Origin of the sequence: Rhodanobacter sp. FW104-R8 (assembly GCF_001617365.1) — a bacterium.
Lineage (GTDB): Bacteria > Pseudomonadota > Gammaproteobacteria > Xanthomonadales > Rhodanobacteraceae > Rhodanobacter.
Genome location: NZ_LVJR01000049.1, coordinates 1 through 1,776, shown reverse-complemented (window position 1 = coordinate 1,776; position 1,776 = coordinate 1). Strand labels below are relative to the sequence as shown.

Genomic DNA, 1,776 nt, shown 5'->3' with positions numbered 1-1,776 from the left:
ACGGTGCTGGCCAAGACGGATGCGCAGGGCAACATCACGGCGACGTACGACTACGCGCCGTACGGCAGCCAGGCGATGGGTGCGGCGCCGAACGGGCCGGGGTATACGGGGCATGTGAACGATCCGGACACCGGGTTGGTGTATATGCAGGCGCGGTATTACGATCCGAGCGTGGGGCGGTTCCTTAGCGTCGATCCGGCTCGGCCTGCGGCTGGCAACTCGTTCAACTTCAACCGATACGACTACGCCAACAACAACCCGATCAATCACACCGATCCGGATGGGCGTTGTGCTGACGGCCTCACTTGCGATCAGATGGTGCAGTCTTATGGAAAGTGGGCTGCAGCTAATCCGGCACAAGCCGACAAGATAGGGCGTACGGTTGGTGTGCCTGGCGTTTCGGCGATGTTGATGGCTTCGGGTGTGGGTGATGTGGTCGCTGTAGTGAAAGGCGCTGCAACGCTCGACAAAGTATTATCAAATTCGCCTAAGGCCGAAATAGTTCAGCGGGCGATGTCGAAAGCAGAGCTCAAGGCAACGCAGGATACTGGTCTTATTCGAGGCGGCCGGCCTGGAACGCATTATGCGAGCGATGCTATCAATTCATCAGCTGGACGTGCTCAGCAACGATTGGCACTTCCTACTAAGCCGGAAGTGCGAGCTACTTTGGAGGTTCCAGTAGGACGTTTTTCAGCGCCGACTCGCGTTGAAACGAACTTCAACATGCCTGGAGGTGGAATGGAACGTACCGCCACTGGAGACGTGCCAGCCACCGTGGTTCGAACAGATCCGATGCACCAGTGAGTCCAATGCGAATTTCAATCATGCTCAGCGAACCGTGGGATCTCGGAGAAGCCTTAAAGTGGCAGCCACTCCGAGGCGAACTGTTGCAAGTGACGCACGATGATCACGGGGGGAAGGCACTTATTGAACTGAACAAAAGCATTAGCTATCGCGGCTCTGTGTGTCGCTACGTCGTTGCTTCTCCTCGCAACAAAGGAAGCGAAATCGGGGAGCTTCAGAACGGCAAGAAGGTATCTTGTGCGATAACAGGGCTATCGGATGAACAAGCGAAGTCAATCGCAGCGATGGACATAAGCAATTGGCGGGGTGGAGTGGCTTTCGTTGGAGATGTTGAGTCGTGTTGATTTCCGCCGAAACTGAGTCAGGTTTAGAGCGGGTCCTTCGGAAGCCCCTCATCACAACGACCCCATAGTCATGTTGGTCTGGTCATATGCACCAGTCCAAACGCTTGCCAGGGCTGCCGCATCGGGGTGGTAGTAGCGCAGCAGCATGCGCGTATCGTGATGCCCAGCTTTGCCGCTGGCGGCGCCCGCGTCGGTCACCGCGCCGACGTATATCCACGGCACGACGTATTACGTGTCATGGACCGCTGCGGCGACGGCCACGTCGTACAACGTGCGCATGAGCAATCTCGATACGGGCATATCGAGCACGGTCGCCACGACCTCCGGCACCAGCGCGCTGATGGCGTCCCCGACGTCCAGCCACACGCTGCAATACGCGGTGCAGGCCTGCAATACCGCCGGCTGCTCGGGTTTCACGAATGCGCCGAATACCACCTATACCGACCCGCCCGGGCCGATCCATTGAGGCGCTAAGGACATGGCAATCCGCAAAGGGGTGGGCGTGATGACGAAGGCGACGAAGTGGCTGCTGTGGTTGGGGCTGCTCCTGGGAGGGGTGGCCCATGCGGGGACGGTGCACTATTACTACACCGACCCGCAGGGCACGGTGCTGGCCAAGACGGATGCG

General features: G+C 58.7%; 2 protein-coding genes. Both read left to right on the top strand.

The window, feature by feature from the left end; all coding sequences use genetic code 11:
- On the top strand, window positions 1–804 hold an 804-nt coding region (locus RHOFW104R8_RS16970; RefSeq protein WP_161487801.1), incomplete at its 5' end, for an RHS repeat-associated core domain-containing protein.
- Window positions 805–1,425: 621 nt separating this feature from the next.
- On the top strand, window positions 1,426–1,614 hold the full coding sequence (locus RHOFW104R8_RS17390) for a hypothetical protein (protein ID WP_153023047.1): 189 nt from the start codon (window positions 1,426–1,428) through the stop codon (window positions 1,612–1,614).
- Window positions 1,615–1,776 lie beyond the last annotated feature (162 nt).